The sequence below is a fragment of the Pseudomonas sp. A34-9 genome, from assembly GCF_029543085.1.
Taxonomy (GTDB): domain Bacteria; phylum Pseudomonadota; class Gammaproteobacteria; order Pseudomonadales; family Pseudomonadaceae; genus Aquipseudomonas.
This window is the reverse complement of record NZ_CP119967.1, coordinates 1172820-1188928: the sequence shown is the minus strand read 5'-3', so window position 1 is coordinate 1188928 and position 16109 is coordinate 1172820. Positions and strand designations below refer to the sequence as shown.

Genomic DNA, 16109 nt, shown 5'->3' with positions numbered 1-16109 from the left:
ACTGTGGGAGCGAGCCTGCTCGCGAAAGCGGAGTGACAGTCAACATCAAGGCTGAATGTTACATCCTCTTCGCGAGCAGGCTCGCTCCCACAGTGGGTATCGGTGTTCTCTGGATCGGTGATTACAGGTCGCCGTAACCCAGCGAACGCAGCGCACGCTCGTCGTCGGACCAGCCGCCCTTCACCTTGACCCACAGGTTGAGCATGATCTTGGAGTCGAACAGCAACTCCATATCCTTGCGCGCTTCGGTGCCGATGCGCTTGATACGCTCGCCCTTGTCGCCAATGATGATCTTCTTCTGGCCGTCGCGCTCAACGAGGATCAAGGCATGGATGTGCAGGGTTTTGCCCTGCTGCTTGAACTCTTCGATCTCGACGGTGATCTGGTACGGCAGCTCGGCGCCCATCTGGCGCATGATTTTCTCGCGCACCAGTTCAGCGGCGAGGAAACGGCTGCTGCGGTCGGTGATCTGGTCTTCCGGGAAGAAGTGATCGTTCTCCGGCAGATGATCGGCAATGACCTTTTCCAGCGCCTCGAGGTTATGCCCGTGCTGCGCCGAAATCGGAATGATCTGCGCGTTCGGCAGCTGTTCCTGCAACCAGCTCAGGTGCGGCATCAGCTCGGCTTTGTCTTCGATGCGGTCGGTCTTGTTCAACGCAACGATCAATGGCCCCGTCACGTACTGCACGCGCTCGAGAACCATCTGGTCTTCGTCGGTCCACTTGGTGCGATCGACCACGAAGATCACCACGTCAACGTCTTTCAAGGCTGCCGAAGCGGTCTTGTTCATGTAGCGGTTCAGGGCCTTTTCGCCACCCTTGTGCATGCCGGGGGTGTCGACGTAGATCGCCTGCACGTCACCCTCGGTTTTGATCCCGAGCATATTGTGGCGCGTGGTCTGCGGCTTGCGCGAAGTGATCGCCAGCTTCTGGCCAAGGATGTGGTTCAGCAACGTGGACTTGCCAACGTTGGGACGGCCGACGATGGCAACATAGCCACAGCGAGTTGCGTTTGTATCAGTCATTGCCATTCTCCACGCCCAGGGCAATCAGTGCTGCGGCGGCCGCTACCTGTTCGGCAATACGACGGCTCACACCCTGACCTCGGCTTTTTTCATTCAGTAAGACAACTTCGCACTCGACGAAGAAGGTTCGGCAGTGCGGCTCGCCCTGGATATCCACCACTTCGTAGCGTGGCAGATCGCAACCGCGCGATTGCAGGTGTTCCTGCAGGCGGGTTTTCGGATCCTTGTTGGTGTCGACCAGCGTCAGGCCTTCGAACTCACCGGCCAGCCAGGCCAGCACGCGCTCACGCGCCATGTCCATGCCTGCGTCGAGATAGATTGCACCGATCAAGGCTTCGAGGGCATCGGCCAGAATCGATTCGCGACGGAAACCGCCGCTTTTCAACTCGCCGGAACCCAGTCGCAGGTACTCGCCAAGGTCGAAACCGCGCGCCAGTACGGCCAGCGTCTCACCTTTTACCAAACGTGCGCGCAAACGCGACAACTGGCCTTCGCGGGCCAGCGGGAAGCGATCGAACAGCGCCTCGCCGGCAACGAAGTTGAGGATGGCATCGCCAAGGAATTCCAGGCGTTCGTTGTTGCGCCCGGCAAAACTGCGGTGCGTCAGAGCCAGCAGCATCAGCTCCTGGTCCTTGAAGGTGTAACCGAGCTGACGCTCGAGACGGCTTAGAGAAACGCTCACGGTTTACCCACGCTGAGTTCGTGGCTGGATTCCACTGCCATCGCCGGGATGCGGCGCAGGCCTGGGACAATTAACGCTGTGTTCAAAAATTAAATCCTGGCGATTGCGAAGCCGATTGTGCCGGCTCCAGAAATGCATTCGGCGCTGTGGTCAACAGCGCCGTGTGTGATTACTTGATCAGGCCAACCCGCGAGAAATTCGGCAGGTGACTGAGTTTCGGCTCTGGCCAGCTCATCCAGACCGCGAAGGCCTTGCCGACGATATTCTGGTCGGGAACCATGCCCAGCAGATCCTTGGGAATGTTCGGATCATCCCAGTAGCGACTGTCATTGGAGTTGTCGCGGTTGTCGCCCATCATGAAGTAGTGCCCGGCGGGCACTGTCCACGAGCGGTCCGGCGTGGCGCGGTAACGGCTCATTTCCTTGCGGATCAGATGCTCGGCGGCGCCCAGTTTCTCTTTATACAGTTCGGCGCTGCCCAGCGTGCCCGGCTCGGCGCCGACCATCTGCTCGGCAATCGACTCGCCATTCACAAACAGATGCTTGTCGGCGGTATAACGCACCGTGTCACCTGGCAGACCGACTACACGCTTGATGTAGTTGACGTTCGGATCGCTCGGGTAGCGGAACACCATCACATCGCCGCGCTGCGGATCACCGACTTCGATGATTTTCTTGTCGATCACCGGCAGGCGGATCCCGTAAGAAAACTTGTTCACCAGAATGAAGTCGCCGACGTCCAAAGTTGGCTTCATCGAGCCCGACGGGATCTGGAACGGCTCCACGAGGAACGAGCGCAGTACCAGCACGATGAACAACACCGGGAAGAACGACTTGCCGTATTCGACCAGCAGCGGCTCTTTATTCAGTTTTTCAACGACCACCCCGTCAGGCTGGCTGACGCTGCCTTGATAAGAGGCAATGGCAGCACGCCGACGCGGTGCCAGGATCAACAGATCAAGCAACGCCAACAGGCCGCAGACGAACACGGCGATGACCAGCAACAGCGGGAAATTTAGTGACATAGGACCTAACTATCCAACCTGAGCACGGCAAGGAAGGCTTCTTGTGGAATTTCCACGTTGCCGACCTGTTTCATGCGTTTCTTACCGGCCTTTTGCTTCTCGAGCAGTTTCTTCTTACGGCTGACGTCACCACCGTAGCATTTGGCCAATACGTTCTTTCTGAGCGCCTTGACGGTTGTCCGGGCAACGATCTGACCACCGATGGCGGCCTGAATGGCTACGTCGAACATCTGACGAGGAATCAGTTCTTTCATCTTCTCGGTCAACTGGCGACCTTTGTAGTGCGAGTTGTCACGGTGCACGATCAATGCAAGGGCATCGACCTTGTCGCCGTTGATCAGCACGTCCAGTTTCACCAGATTAGCCGATTGGTAACGATCGAAATGGTAATCCAGCGAAGCATAGCCACGGCTGGTGGATTTGAGACGGTCGAAGAAGTCCAGGACCACTTCGTTCATCGGCAGGTCGTAAGTGACTTGCACCTGATTGCCGAGGAACAGCATGTCGACTTGAACGCCACGCTTCTCGATGCACAGGGTGATGACGTTGCCCAAGTGTTCCTGCGGCACCAGGATATTGGCCCGCACGATCGGCTCGCGCATGTCTTCGATCGACGACACATCCGGAAGCTTGGATGGGTTGTCGACGTAAATCGTTTCACCGGTTTTCAGCACCAGCTCGAAAATCACCGTCGGCGCGGTGGTAATCAGGTCCAGGTTGTACTCGCGCTCGAGGCGCTCCTGGATGATTTCCATGTGCAGCATGCCAAGGAACCCGCAACGGAAGCCGAAGCCCAGTGCGTCGGAGCTTTCCGGGGTGTATTGCAGCGACGAGTCGTTGAGGGTCAGCTTCTGCAGCGCTTCGCGGAAATCCTCGAAGTCGTCGGAGCTGACCGGGAACAGACCGGCGTAAACCTGCGGCTGGATGCGTTTGAAGCCCGGCAGCACTTCGACGTCCGGCGTCGAGCTCAGGGTCAGGGTGTCACCGACCGGTGCACCGTGAATGTCCTTGATGCTGGCGATGATGAAGCCCACTTCGCCGGCCTTGAGGTCAGCGGTAGCGGTGTGTTTCGGGTTGAACACGCCAACGCTGTCGACCAGGTGGATCTTGCCGGTGGACTTGACGAGGATCTTGTCACCCTTCTTCACGCGGCCGTGACGCACGCGCACCAGGGAGACAACGCCCAGGTAGTTGTCGAACCAGGAGTCGATGATCAACGCTTGCAGCGGATCTTCGATGTTGCCGGTCGGCGCAGGAATGGTCTGCACAAGGCGTTCAAGCACTTCGTCGACACCCAGGCCGGTCTTGGCGCTGCAGGTGACGGCGTCAGTGGCGTCGATGCCGATGATCTTTTCGATCTCGTCCTTGACGCGCTCAGGATCGGCCTGCGGCAGGTCGATCTTGTTCAGCACCGGCATGACCTCGAGGCCCTGCTCGATGGCGGTGTAGCAGTTGGCCACGGACTGGGCTTCAACACCCTGACCGGCATCGACCACCAGCAAGGCACCTTCACACGCGGCCAGGGAACGGCTGACTTCGTAGGTGAAGTCGACGTGGCCCGGGGTGTCAATGAAGTTCAACTGATACTTGATGCCGTCTTTGGCGGTGTAATAAAGAGTGACGCTGTGGGCCTTGATGGTGATCCCGCGTTCACGCTCCAGATCCATGGAATCCAGTACCTGGGCTTCCATTTCACGCTCGGCCAGGCCGCCGCACATCTGGATGAAGCGATCGGCCAGCGTCGACTTGCCATGGTCAATGTGGGCGATGATGGAGAAATTGCGGATATGACTCAAATCACTCACGGATCAACACTCAAAAAGGCTGCAGGCATAGCCCGCCGAAAAATAGCCGGGAATTGTACCTGATACACGGCGCAAGCGTCACGTTCACCTGTCACCCGGATTGCATGCAAAAACGCCCCGATCTGTCGACCGAGGCGTTTTCAGGGTTCAAGCGATGGATGAAAGCTTGTTCATCAACCGGCTCGTCGCAGCAACCAAACGCCCGCCAGCGCACAGACACCGGCCGGCACCAGCACCGCGAACAGCGGCGAGAAACCGAACACCAGGCTCGATGGACCGAGCAAATCCTGGACGATACGGAAGGTGAAGCCCACCAACACGCCGGTGAACACACGCTGACCAAGAGTCACCGAACGCAGCGGGCCGAAGATAAAGGAAATCGCCATCAGCACCAGAGCGGCAGTGACCAGCGGCTGCAACACCTTGACCCAAAATGCCAGCCAGTAGCGACCGTTGCTCAAGCCTTGCTCGGACAGATAGTGGATGTAACCCCACAGACCACTGATCGACAGCGATTCCGGGGCCATGACCACGGTGCTGAGCAGTTGCGGGCTCAACGCCACGTCCCACTCCTCGCTCGGGGTATTGACGACTTCAGTGCTGCGCTCATGAAACTTGGTGGTGGCAACGTCGGTTAGCTGCCATTTGCTGCCGTCGAACTCAGCCTTCTTGGCAAAGCTCGAACTCATCAGATGGCGCTCTTTATCAAAGTGATAGCGAGTCACGCCATACAGCAGGCCGTTGGGTTGCACAGCGTTGATATGTATGAATTCCTCACCCTGGCGGTGCCACATACCATGCTTGGCGCTTTGCGCGTCGCCGCTGCCCTGCGCCAGCGAGCGGTTGGCCTGCGCCATGCTTTCGGTTGCCGGAGCAACGTACTCGCCGATCAGCACACCGGCCAGCATCAGCACCAGCATTGGCTTCATGACAGCCCAGACAATACGGCCGATGGATACGCCAGCGGCGCGCATAACCGTCAGTTCACTGCTGCTGGCCAGACTGCCAAGGCCGATCAGGCAACCGATCAATGCGGCCATCGGCAGCATCTCGTAGAGACGGCGCGGCGCGGTCAGCAGCACGAAACTGAGGACATCTACGAGGGTGTAGGTGTCGCTGACGTCGCCCATTTCATCGATGAACGCGAACAGTGTTGCCAGACCGAGAATGATTGCCAGCACGGCAATGATCGCCATGAACACGCTGCTGCCGATGTAGCGGTCGAGTTTAACCACGGGCCACCTCCAGTGCAGCAGCGCGACGGCTGGCCATCTTCAGGCGCAGCGGCTCCCAATAGAGCAGGCCGAGACCGATGAACAGGAAGATCGCATGCACCCACCATAAGCCGAGGGCCGGCGGGATCTTGCCTTTTTCAAGGGCGCCGCGGGCGGCAATCAGGATGGTCAGGTAAGCCATATAAAGAAGAATCGCCGGCAGCAGCTTGAGGAAACGCCCTTGGCGCGGATTGACTCGCGACAGCGGCACCGCCATCAAGGTCACGATAAACACCAGCAGCGGCAGGGACAAACGCCATTGCAGTTCGGTTTTGGAGCGGATGTCATCACTGCCCAGCAGTGCCGAGGTCGGCATGGCGTCACGGTCGGTGACTTCTTCGCTGACATCCGGCTTGGGCAACAGCACCCCGTAGGTTTCGTAATGAATGGCGCGGTAATCGGCCTGACCCGGGCTGCCGTCGTAGCGGTAACCGTTATCAAGGATCAGGTAGCGATTGCCGTCGGGGCGCATTTCCTGACGGCCCTTTTCGGCCACCAGTACGGAAATCCCGCGATCCTTTTGATCGGCGCCGAGGTTTTTCTGCGAAATGAATACACTGCCCAGATTGACGCGATCGTCGCTCAACGTTTCGGTGTACGTCACCCGAGTGCCGTCACGCAAAGCCTGGAATCGACCTGGCTCGAGAGTGTCGAATTCGGTCAGGGCGTCCTGCTTGTTGAGCAGCAACTGGAACTGGTTGGCGCCTTGCGGGGCCAGCCCGAGGCTCAGCCATGCCACCACCAGCGCGACCAGCGTCGCCGGAAACAGGGTCATGCGAAACAGTTTCTGCTGGCTCATGCCGGTGGCCGAGAGCACGGTCATCTCGCTTTCGAGATACAGACGACCGTAGGCCAGCAGGATCCCGAGGAACAGGCCCAGCGGCAGAATCAGTTGCAGGAACCCCGGCAGACGGAACCCCATGATCAGGAACAGGGAGCCCGGATCGAGCTGACCGGCAGCGGCCTGAGCGAGGTATTTGATGAAGCGACCGCTCATGATGATGACCAGCAGCACGGCACTCACGGCACTGAGGGTCAACAGGACTTCGCGGGACAGATAACGGAAGACGATCAAACCAGACACTCCAGGGTTGTCAGGCTAAGGCGGCCAAACAAGCAAACACATCGACCGGCCCGCAACGCAGAGCCGTCGAAAAAAGATGCGGCATTATCCTGTGATTGGAGGCGCCTGTCACTGCGCACACTCATCCATGTCTGTAATCCTTTGCAGATCATACAACCGAGGGTTGTCAGGCGCGGGGAGCGAGGTTCAAACTGCGGCCCTTGTCGCAGGCTTTGGCCTGCGCCTCTTCTATCTATAAGCAGGCGACTGCGGACACCGTCGAACGCCTGCGTGTTGACCATTCATTCAGGGATCCGGACATGGAACTGGTTGTAAAAAGCGTTAGCCCAGAAACGTTGAAAACCGCCACCCTGGTGGTTGCCGTCGGTGAAGGCCGCAAACTCGGTGTCGCGGCCAGACAGGTCGACGAACTCAGCGGTGGCGCGATCAGCGCCGTTCTCAAGCGTGGCGATCTGTCCGGCAAAGTCGGTCAGAGCCTGCTGTTGCACAGCCTGCCGAACCTGAAAGCCGAGCGCGTGCTGCTGGTCGGCGTGGGCAAGGATGAAGAACTGGGCGACCGCCCGTTCCGCAAAATCGTTGCCGGCATCCTCAACACCCTGAAGGGCCTGGGCGGCAGCGACGCCGTACTGGCGCTGGATGAAATTATTGTTAAAAACCGCGACAGCTACGGTAAAACCCGTCTGCTGGCGGAAACCCTGGTGGACGGCGAATACACCTTCGACCAGTTCAAGAGCCAGAAGGCCGAACCGCGCGCCCTGAAGAAAATCACCCTGCTGACCATCAAGGCCGCCCAGGCCGAAGTGCAACGCGCCGTGAACCACGCCACCGCGATCGCGCACGGCATGGCCTTCACCCGCGATCTGGGCAATCTGCCGCCGAACATCTGCCACCCGACTTTCCTCGGCGAACAAGCGAAGAACCTCGGCAAAGAATTCAAGGATCTGAAAGTCGAAGTCCTTGACGAGAAGAAGATCAAATCCCTGGGCATGGGCTCGTTCTACGCCGTTGGCCAGGGCAGCGCCCAGCCACCGCGCCTGATCGTCATGCAATACAGCGGCGGCAAGAAATCCGAGAAGCCGTACGCACTGGTCGGCAAAGGCATCACCTTCGACACTGGCGGCATCAGCCTGAAACCGGGCGCCGGCATGGACGAAATGAAGTACGACATGGGCGGCGCTGCCTCCGTGTTCGGCACCCTGCGCGCCGTGCTTGAGCTGAAGCTGCCGATCAACCTGGTGTGCATCCTCGCCTGCGCCGAAAACATGCCGAGCGGCAACGCTTCGCGCCCGGGCGACATCGTCACCACCATGAGCGGCCAGACTGTGGAAATCCTCAACACCGACGCCGAAGGCCGTCTGGTGCTGTGCGACGCGCTGACCTACTCCGAGCGCTTCAAGCCGCAAGCAGTGATCGACATTGCCACCCTGACCGGCGCTTGCGTCGTTGCCTTGGGCGCCCACACTTCGGGTCTGCTGGGCAACAACGACGAACTGATCGGCCAACTGCTCAGCGCCGGTAAAGCCGCTGACGACCGCGCCTGGCAGTTGCCATTGTTCGACGAGTACCAAGAACAACTGGACAGCCCGTTCGCCGACATCGCCAACATTGGCGGCCCGAAAGCCGGCACGATCACCGCCGCGTGCTTCCTGTCGCGCTTCACCAAAAACCTCAACTGGGCGCACCTGGACATCGCGGGCACCGCATGGACCAGCGGCGGCAAGGACAAGGGCGCCACTGGTCGTCCAGTACCCCTGCTGACCCAGTACCTGCTCGATCGCGCCAAAGCCTGAACCCGCTGATGGGCGGCGTCATTTTCGGATGACGCCGCTTGCTGCTCTGGAACCGCAATGACCAAAGTCGACTTTTATATCCTGCCCAGCGCCGACCCTTCGGCTCGCCTGGACTTTGCCTGCAAACTCACCGAGAAAGCCTGGCGCATGGGTCACCGCATCTACCTGCACTGCAGCGACGCAGCTCAGCGCGACGATCTCGATGCGCGCCTGTGGGCATTCAAGGGCGAAACGTTCGTGCCTCACGGCCCGGCTGAAAGCGAACCGGACAGTTTGATTGTGCTGGGGCTGGGTGACGACTGCGGCCAGCATCAGGATTTGCTGGTCAATCTCGACCTGAAAGTCCCGGCCTTCGCCAGCAAATTCACCCGTGTGGCGGAAGTGGTAGTGGAAGATCCGACGATTCGAGCGGCTGCGCGGGAGAGTTTCCGTTTCTACCGCGAACAGGGCTATCCTCTGCAAGATCACCGTTTACAGCGACTCTGAGCATTCCAATGGACACTCCGAAACCGCAGCAAAAGTCCGCGCATCTGCTGGACGATCTCGAATCGATCCGCCAGTTGCTCGGCGACGACAACCTGCAACCGCCACTGTTGACCGATACGGTCGATGACGGCGAACAGGAACAGATTCCGATGCTGTTCGATTCTGTCGGCGCCGAGCCGGCCGTTGTCGAACCACCTCCCGCGCCAGCCCCGACAGCCGCACCACCTGCGGCTCCTGCGAATAAAGGCCCGGACGCCCTGCTCCACCTGGACAGTGAACTGCGCGCCGCCGCGCAATTGATCATGCAAGACGTGATCGACGACTTCGCCCCGCACATCGAAACCGAAATCAAACGCCGCCTCGACGCGCGCATGGAACGGCTGCTCAGCCAATACGAATAACCCGCCCCATGTAGGAGCTGCCGCAGGCTGCGATCTTTTGACCTTTGTTTTTTAAAGACAGGATCAAAGGATCGCAGCCTGCGGCAGCTCCTACATTTAGATGGCCTCCGGGCCCGCCCCGCTCGCCCTCGGCCCCATGCCCCGCTATACTCGTCGGCTTTTCCTGAATTAATGCCAATAGGGTCCCGCCGCGCATGGATAAGACCTACCAGCCGCACGCCATTGAAACTTCCTGGTACAACACCTGGGAGTCCGAGAACTACTTCGCCCCGCAAGGCGCGGGCGACTCCTACACCATCATGATCCCGCCGCCGAACGTCACCGGCAGCCTGCACATGGGCCACGGTTTCAACAACGCGATCATGGACGCGCTGATCCGTTTCCGCCGCATGCAGGGTCGCAACACTCTGTGGCAGCCGGGCACCGACCACGCCGGTATCGCCACGCAGATGCTGGTGGAGCGTCAACTCGAAGCCCAGGGCCAGAACCGTCACGACCTGGGCCGCGAAAAATTCCTCGAGAAAGTCTGGGAGTGGAAGGATCAGTCCGGCGGCAACATCAGCCGTCAGATCCGCCGCCTCGGCTCGTCCGTTGACTGGAGCCGTGAGCGCTTCACCATGGACGACGGCCTCTCGGAAGCGGTGAAAGAAGCCTTCGTGCGTCTGCACGAAGACGGTCTGATCTACCGCGGCAAGCGTCTGGTCAACTGGGACACCAAACTGCACACGGCGATTTCCGACCTCGAAGTGGAAAACCACGACGAGAAAGGTTTCCTGTGGAACCTGAAATACCCGCTGGCTGACGGCGCGAAAACCGCTGAAGGCAACGATTTCCTGATCGTCGCGACCACCCGCCCGGAAACCATGCTCGGCGACTCCGCCGTCGCGGTGAACCCAAACGACGAGCGCTACAAAGCCTTGATCGGCAAATTCGTCGAGCTGCCACTGGTTGGCCGCCGCATCCCGATCATCGCCGACGATTACTGCGATCCTGAATTCGGCACCGGCTGCGTGAAAATCACCCCGGCCCACGATTTCAACGACTACGAAGTCGGCAAGCGCCACAACCTGCCGCTGATGAACATCTTCGACAAGAACGCCAACGTGCTGCCAGCCGCACAGGTGTTCAATCTCGACGGCACACTGAACGAAAGCATCGACGGCCAGATCCCGGCTGAATACGCCGGTCTCGAGCGTTTCGAAGCACGCAAGCAGATCGTGGCTGCGTTCGACGCCGCCGGCCTGCTGGTCAGCGTCGACGACCACAACCTGAAAGTGCCGAAAGGCGACCGCTCGGGCACCGTGATCGAGCCGTGGCTGACCGACCAGTGGTATGTGTCGACCAAACCGCTGGCCGAGCCTGCGATTGCTGCTGTTGAAGACGGCCGCATCCAGTTCGTGCCGAAACAATACGAAAACATGTACTTCTCGTGGATGCGTGACATCCAGGACTGGTGCATCAGCCGTCAGCTGTGGTGGGGCCACCGGATTCCGGCCTGGTACGACGAGTCGGGCAAGGTCTACGTCGGTCGCGACGAAGCTGAAGTGCGTGCCAAGCACAACCTCGGCCCGGACATCGCGCTGCAGCAAGATAACGACGTACTCGATACCTGGTTCAGTTCCGGCCTGTGGACCTTCTCCACCCTGGGCTGGCCTGAGCAGACCGAGTTCCTGAAGAAATTCCACTCCACCGACGTACTGGTGACGGGCTTCGACATCATTTTCTTCTGGGTTGCCCGGATGATCATGCTGACCATGCATCTGATCAAGAACGAGGACGGCACGCCGCAGGTTCCGTTCAAGACCGTGTACGTGCACGGTCTGGTGCGCGATGGCCAGGGCCAGAAGATGTCCAAGTCCAAGGGCAACGTCCTGGATCCGCTGGACATCATCGACGGTATCGAGCTGGAAGAGCTGGTGCAAAAACGCACCTCCGGCATGATGCAGCCGAAACTGGCGAAGAAGATCGAGAAGCAGACCCGCGACGAGTTCGCCGACGGCATCGCCAGCTACGGCACCGACGCCCTGCGCTTCACCTTCTGCTCGCTGGCCTCGACCGGTCGCGACATCAAGTTCGACATGGGCCGCGTCGAAGGCTATCGCAACTTCTGCAACAAGATCTGGAACGCTGCGCGTTACGTTCTGGACAAGGGCGAAGACTGCGGCCAGAACGGCGAAGCCTACGAGCTGTCGCTGGCGGATCGCTGGATCATCTCGCAACTGCAACGCACCGAAGCCGAAGTGACCCGTCAACTCGATCAGTTCCGTTTCGACCTCGCCGCGCAAGCGCTGTACGAGTTCATCTGGAACCAGTACTGCGACTGGTACCTGGAACTGTCCAAGCCTGTGCTGTGGGACGAGAACGCGCCGGTTGAACGTCAGCGCGGCACTCGCCGTACGCTGGTTCGCGTGCTGGAAGTGGCGCTGCGTCTGGCGCACCCGTTCATGCCGTTCATCACTGAAGAAATCTGGCAGCGCATCGCGCCGCTGGCCGGCATTCAGGGCAAGACGATCATGCTGCAAGCGTGGCCCGTGGCCAACGAAGAGCGCATCGATCCGGCCGCCGAAAACGACATCGAATGGCTCAAGGAACTGATGCTCGGCACGCGTAACATCCGTGGCGAAATGAACATCGGCCCGGGCAAACCACTGCCAATCTACCTGAAGAACGTCAGCGCTGAAGATCAGCGCCGCCTGACCGAGAACGAAGCGCTGCTGAAGAAGCTGGCACGTCTGGAATCGATCACCGTTCTGGCGGCTGGCGAAGAAGCACCGCTGTCCGCGACCGCGCTTGTTGGCGAGATGGAAGTGCTGGTGCCGATGGCCGGTCTGATCGACAAGGGTGCTGAACTGGCACGTCTGGACAAGGAAATCCTGCGCCTGCAGGGCGAAGTCCAGCGTGTGGGCGGCAAACTGTCCAACGCCGGTTTCGTTGACAAGGCCCCGGCTGAAGTCATCGAGAAAGAACGCGCCAAACTGGCCGAGGCTGAACAAGCCTTGGGCAAACTGGCCGAGCAGCACGCGCGGATTGCCAGCCTGTAACGGCAAATCGCAATAAAAAAGGGAGGCCCAAGTGGCCTCCCTTTTTTATTCCAGATCACCACAAATCCTCTGTAGGAGTGAGCCTGCTCGCGATAGCGGTGGATCAGTCAGCTGATTTTTAGACTGACACTCCGTCATCGCGAGCAGGCTCACTCCTACAGTTTGAACGGTGTTGCCTTTAGATGTGGGACAATACCCGCCACTTTCAGCCATACCCGAATCGACCACGCCCATGAACGCCCCCCGCACACCCAAACCTGCGCGCAAGAAGCCTGACTCCGCGACCCCGGCCAAGACCGCCGAGCCGCGTGAAAAGGCCAGTCTGCACCCGCGCAATCGCCATCAGGGTCGTTACGACTTCCCGGCGCTGATCAAAACCACGCCGGAACTGGCGAAGTTTGTGATCACCAACCCGTACGGCAAGGAAAGCATCGACTTCGCCAGTCCCGATGCGGTGCGCGTGTTCAACCGGGCGCTGCTCAAGTCGTTTTATGGCATTCAGCATTGGGACATCCCGGCGGATTATCTCTGCCCGCCTGTACCAGGCCGCGCCGATTACGTGCATTTCCTCGCCGATTTGCTGGCGAGCATGAACGACGGCAAGGTGCCGCGTGGCGCGATCGTCAACGTGCTGGACATCGGCATGGGCGCCAACTGCGTTTATCCGCTGATCGGCAACAGCGAATACCGCTGGCACTTCCTCGGCTCCGAGATCGACCCGACCGCCGCGGCGGCCGCCAAGGCCATCGTCCAGTCCAACGATCTGAGCAAGGTCATCCAGCTGCGCCAGCAGGAAAACCGCAAGCACATCCTGATCGGCCTGCTGGAGCCGGGCGAACGCTTTGACCTGACCATGTGCAATCCGCCGTTCCACGCTTCGATGGACGAAGCGACCAAGGGCAGCGAGCGCAAATGGCGCGCATTGGGCAAGGCCGATCCGAAGCGCAAACTGCCGGTGTTGAACTTCGGCGGGCAATCGGCGGAGTTGTGGTGTGAAGGCGGCGAAGCGCGCTTCGTGACGCAACTGATCGCCGAGAGCGCGAACTTCCAGCATAAGGTGCTGTGGTTCAGCACGCTGGTGTCGAAAGCTTCGAACCTGCCAGCTATCGAAACCGCACTGAAAAAGGCCGGCGTGCTGGAAAGCCAGGTGGTGGAGATGTCCCAGGGGCAGAAGCAAAGCCGTTTCGTGGCGTGGACGTTCCAGACCAAGTCCGAGCAGCAGATCTGGCGCCGCGAGCGCTGGACGCGCTAACGTCTGCACCGGCGAACCTGTAGGAGCTGCGGCACGCTGCGATCTTTTGATCTTGATCCTTAAGAACAAGATCAAAAGATCGCAGCCTCGTTTCACTCGACAGCTCCTACAGGGCGGCGTAACGCCTCGCCAAATCGCAGGCACAAAAAAACCGTGCCCGGATCGCTCCGGTGCACGGTTTTTTATCGCTGCGTCTTACTTGTTCACAGCGTCGGTCAGGCCTTTGGCCACAACCAGCTTGATCACTTTCTTTGCAGGGATTTCGATGGCAGCGCCAGTCGAAGGGTTACGGCCAGTGCGGGCAGGACGCTCGGTCACTTTCAGCTTGCCGATACCTGGCAAGGTGATTTCGCCGCCGTTTTCCAGCTGATCGGCAACGATTTGGCCCAGTTGGTCCAGAGCGTTACGCGCGGTGGTTTTCGGCGCGTCGATAGCTTCAGCGATGTCGGCGATCAGTTGGTCTTTAGTAAGAGCCATGTAGTGTTCCTTCCCTATCAAATTCATATGGATTGCAGAGTGCAGTGTCAGCCATCGAGCCCGATCTTCTGGATCTGGCACCCTCGGCGATAACCACGACGAGTCGGGTTATAGATACCGAAATCAGGGTTTGGTTCGACCTGACAAATGCTGATTGCACGCTTAACGCAGTGACTTCGCGTAAGACCGGGCAAAACTAGCACAGAGACGGGGAAATATCCGCCTCTAGCTACCCATTTGGTCAGCTTTATTGCTCTAAATCGGTAAATAACTGCATAAGGCCGGTCGTGCGCCCCGGTTTTGCCCTACAACCCGCGCCAAAACCAGTGGTTGCGGTACACTGAGCGCTTTTTCGGGGGAGCCTGCCCTCCTCCCTTCCAACAGCCGAGAAGCCCATGCCGATCCGTCATTGCATCGTCCACCTGATCGACAAAAAACCCGACGGCACGCCCGCAGTTCTGCACGCCCGTGACACCGAACTGGCCGAGTCTGCTGCCATCGAAAACATGCTCGCCGACCTCAACGAGAGTTATAACGCCAAACAGGGCAAAGCCTGGGGCCTGTTCCATCCGGAATCCGGAGCGTTCCCGTTCAGCGGCTGGCTGAAGGAATACATGGAGGGCGGCAAGGACTTCACTGCGTTCAGTAAAGTGGCCGTCGAGCACCTGCAAAAGCTGATGGAAGAATCGAACCTGTCGGTGGGCGGCCACGTGCTGTTCGCCCACTATCAGCAAGGCATGACCGATTACCTGGCGATCGCCCTGCTACACCACAGCGAAGGCGTGGCTGTAACCGACGAGCTGGACGTGACCCCGTCGCGCCACCTCGACCTCGGCCAGTTGCACCTGGCGGCGCGGATCAACGTCTCCGAATGGCAGAACAACAAGCAGTCCAAGCAGTACATCTCGTTCATCAAGGGCAAGAACGGTAAAAAGGTTTCGGAATACTTCCGCGACTTTATCGGCTGCCAGGAAGGCGTCGACGGCCCGGGTGAGACCCGCACACTGCTCAAGGCCTTCAGTGACTTCGTCGAGAGCGAAGACCTGCCGGAAGACTCCGCCCGCGAGAAGACCAAAACCCTGGTCGATTACGCCAGCAGCCAGGCCAAACTCGGCGAGCCGATGGGCCTGGAAGAACTGTCCGAGCTGATTGACGAGGAGCGCCCGAAGGCCTTCTACGATCACATCCGCAACAAGGACTATGGCCTGTCGCCTGAGATTCCGGCGGACAAACGCACCCTGAATCAATTCCGCCGCTTTACCGGCCGCGCCGAGGGCCTGTCGATCAGCTTTGAAGCTCATCTGCTGGGCTCGAAGATCGAGTACGACGAAGAAGCTGGAACCTTGGTGATCAAGGGCCTGCCAACGTCTCTCACCGATCAGCTGAAGCGCCGTAACTGATGCTCGGCAATGTGCTGAAGAAGGTTGCACTGGTTCTGCTGGTGGTGGTCGTCTATCAGAACTGGGGCAAGATCGAGCGGGTGTTCAATCCCTCGCAAATGGTGGCAGAGCAGACCCGTGCGCAGGCCAACGTCGTGCTCTACGCCACCGACTGGTGCGGCTACTGCAAGCAGACCAAACGCTTTCTCGACAGCAAGGGCATTCCTTTCAAGGAGTTCGACATCGAGAAGGATGCCGAGGCGCGCAAGGCGTATGAGGCATTGGGCGGGCGCGGGATTCCGCTGATTGACGTTAACGGTACGTTGATTCGCGGGTTCGACCCGGACGAAATTCTCGCTGCCCTGAAGTAACCTGTAGGAGTGAGCCTGC

Annotated in this window: 14 protein-coding genes; 7 read left to right on the top strand and 7 right to left on the bottom strand. The window is 59.4% G+C overall.

Translation table 11 applies throughout. The annotated features are described in order from the left end of the window. Nucleotides 1–121: 121 nt before the first annotated feature. The 6 genes from era to lptF form a co-directional block, all read right to left on the bottom strand. On the bottom strand, nt 122–1024 hold the full coding sequence (era, locus tag P3G59_RS05090; RefSeq protein ID WP_016771562.1) for a GTPase Era: 903 nt from the start codon (nt 1022–1024) through the stop codon (nt 122–124). Further along, nucleotides 1017–1706 carry a ribonuclease III gene (rnc, locus tag P3G59_RS05085; RefSeq protein ID WP_277760698.1) on the bottom strand — a complete coding sequence of 230 codons (690 nt, stop codon included), beginning with the start codon at nt 1704–1706 and terminating at the stop codon, nt 1017–1019. Before rnc ends, era begins: the two co-directional genes overlap by 8 nt. 169 nt (nt 1707–1875) lie before the next feature. After that, nucleotides 1876–2730 (bottom strand): signal peptidase I, encoded by an 855-nt coding sequence (gene lepB / locus P3G59_RS05080; protein ID WP_277760697.1) that lies wholly within the window; start codon nt 2728–2730, stop codon nt 1876–1878. A 5-nt stretch (nt 2731–2735) separates the two neighbouring features. Then, nucleotides 2736–4535: a translation elongation factor 4 gene (gene lepA / locus P3G59_RS05075; RefSeq protein ID WP_007909029.1), complete on the bottom strand. Its 1800-nt coding sequence runs from the start codon at nt 4533–4535 to the stop codon at nt 2736–2738. A gap of 173 nt (nt 4536–4708) precedes the next feature. Continuing rightward, nucleotides 4709–5770, bottom strand: coding sequence for an LPS export ABC transporter permease LptG (gene lptG / locus P3G59_RS05070; protein ID WP_277760696.1), 1062 nt, complete (start codon nt 5768–5770; stop codon nt 4709–4711). Further along, complete coding sequence (gene lptF / locus P3G59_RS05065) at nt 5763–6884, bottom strand: LPS export ABC transporter permease LptF (protein ID WP_277760695.1); 1122 nt, start codon at nt 6882–6884, stop codon at nt 5763–5765. The genes lptG and lptF overlap by 8 nt, the downstream gene beginning before the upstream one ends. A gap of 308 nt (nt 6885–7192) precedes the next feature. Between lptF and P3G59_RS05060 the strand changes: the two genes are divergently transcribed. From P3G59_RS05060 to rlmF, 5 genes are all read left to right on the top strand, one after another. Further along, complete coding sequence (locus P3G59_RS05060) at nt 7193–8683, top strand: leucyl aminopeptidase (RefSeq protein ID WP_277760694.1); 1491 nt, start codon at nt 7193–7195, stop codon at nt 8681–8683. A 57-nt stretch (nt 8684–8740) separates the two neighbouring features. Beyond that, entirely contained in the window at nt 8741–9169 is a 429-nt protein-coding gene (locus P3G59_RS05055; RefSeq protein ID WP_277760693.1) for a DNA polymerase III subunit chi, read from the top strand. A gap of 8 nt (nt 9170–9177) precedes the next feature. Then, nucleotides 9178–9570, top strand: a complete 393-nt coding sequence (locus P3G59_RS05050) for a DNA polymerase III subunit chi (protein WP_277760692.1) — start codon at nt 9178–9180, stop codon at nt 9568–9570. A gap of 194 nt (nt 9571–9764) precedes the next feature. After that, nucleotides 9765–12611, top strand: coding sequence for a valine--tRNA ligase (locus tag P3G59_RS05045; protein WP_277760691.1), 2847 nt, complete (start codon nt 9765–9767; stop codon nt 12609–12611). Nucleotides 12612–12843: 232 nt separating this feature from the next. Continuing rightward, nucleotides 12844–13863, top strand: a complete 1020-nt coding sequence (gene rlmF / locus P3G59_RS05040) for a 23S rRNA (adenine(1618)-N(6))-methyltransferase RlmF (RefSeq protein WP_277760690.1) — start codon at nt 12844–12846, stop codon at nt 13861–13863. Nucleotides 13864–14058: 195 nt separating this feature from the next. Here rlmF and P3G59_RS05035 read toward each other — a convergent pair whose 3' ends face one another. Further along, nucleotides 14059–14340 carry an HU family DNA-binding protein gene (locus P3G59_RS05035; protein ID WP_003221909.1) on the bottom strand — a complete coding sequence of 94 codons (282 nt, stop codon included), beginning with the start codon at nt 14338–14340 and terminating at the stop codon, nt 14059–14061. A gap of 395 nt (nt 14341–14735) precedes the next feature. On the opposite strand from P3G59_RS05035, the gene yejK reads away from it, so the two are divergent. Continuing rightward, entirely contained in the window at nt 14736–15740 is a 1005-nt protein-coding gene (gene yejK, locus P3G59_RS05030; RefSeq protein WP_016984999.1) for a nucleoid-associated protein YejK, read from the top strand. Next, a complete protein-coding gene (locus tag P3G59_RS05025) occupies nt 15740–16090 on the top strand; it encodes a glutaredoxin family protein (RefSeq protein ID WP_034154584.1) in 351 nt (116 codons plus the stop codon). The genes yejK and P3G59_RS05025 overlap by 1 nt, the downstream gene beginning before the upstream one ends. The last annotated feature ends 19 nt before the right edge of the window (nt 16091–16109 follow it).

Bases quoted from the DNA above. Each gene is read 5' to 3' on its own strand.
- rlmF (WP_277760690.1), top strand. From the start codon at position 12,844: ATGAACGCCCCCCGCACACCCAAACCTGCGCGCAAGAAGCCTGACTCC.
- yejK (WP_016984999.1), top strand. From the start codon at position 14,736: ATGCCGATCCGTCATTGCATCGTCCACCTGATCGACAAAAAACCCGAC.
- P3G59_RS05050 (WP_277760692.1), top strand. From the start codon at position 9,178: ATGGACACTCCGAAACCGCAGCAAAAGTCCGCGCATCTGCTGGACGAT.
- P3G59_RS05025 (WP_034154584.1), top strand. From the start codon at position 15,740: ATGCTCGGCAATGTGCTGAAGAAGGTTGCACTGGTTCTGCTGGTGGTG.
- P3G59_RS05060 (WP_277760694.1), top strand. From the start codon at position 7,193: ATGGAACTGGTTGTAAAAAGCGTTAGCCCAGAAACGTTGAAAACCGCC.
- P3G59_RS05055 (WP_277760693.1), top strand. From the start codon at position 8,741: ATGACCAAAGTCGACTTTTATATCCTGCCCAGCGCCGACCCTTCGGCT.
- P3G59_RS05045 (WP_277760691.1), top strand. From the start codon at position 9,765: ATGGATAAGACCTACCAGCCGCACGCCATTGAAACTTCCTGGTACAAC.
- P3G59_RS05035 (WP_003221909.1), bottom strand. From the start codon at position 14,340: ATGGCTCTTACTAAAGACCAACTGATCGCCGACATCGCTGAAGCTATC.
- era (WP_016771562.1), bottom strand. From the start codon at position 1,024: ATGACTGATACAAACGCAACTCGCTGTGGCTATGTTGCCATCGTCGGC.
- lepB (WP_277760697.1), bottom strand. From the start codon at position 2,730: ATGTCACTAAATTTCCCGCTGTTGCTGGTCATCGCCGTGTTCGTCTGC.